The organism is Arthrobacter sp. 18067 (assembly GCF_902706295.1).
Lineage (GTDB): Bacteria > Actinomycetota > Actinomycetes > Actinomycetales > Micrococcaceae > Arthrobacter.
The window spans coordinates 1-381 of the sequence record NZ_CACSJJ010000129.1 but is presented as its reverse complement, the minus strand read 5'-3'; the positions used below and the strand labels follow the sequence as shown (position 1 = coordinate 381).

The 381-nt window shown below is 62.5% G+C and carries 1 protein-coding gene; it reads left to right on the top strand.

Annotation, left to right across the window (positions count from 1 at the left end):
• Positions 1-131: 131 nt before the first annotated feature.
• Positions 132-381: ROK family protein (locus GVL04_RS24410; protein WP_159709191.1), on the top strand; the 250-nt coding region annotated here is incomplete at its 3' end.

Here is a 381-nt window from a genome sequence, read left to right as displayed (position 1 = left end):
GCCGAACTGAACGCCGTTTATCGCTCACGGCCGCTGCAGGCGTAGCGTTTACCCGGCACCGTTAGCCTGCAGCCCCGGTCGCGCTGCGCCGGGGCTGCGGGCAGCCTACGCCATCCCGTATTGAGGCAACTATGCTACATCTTGGTTTAGATATCGGCGGCACCAAAATGGAAGCCGTTCTGCTCACCCCCCAGGGCGAGTGCGTCTATCGCCAGCGCCGCCCAACGCATAAAGAAAGCTACGAGGCGTTCATCCACCAGCTGCTCGGCCTGATCGAGACCGTGAGTGACTGGAGCGAGCGCCCGTTTTCGATTGGGGTCGGCCTGCCCGGCGCTATCGACCCGCAGAGCGGTTTGATCAAAAACTGCAACTGCCTGGTGC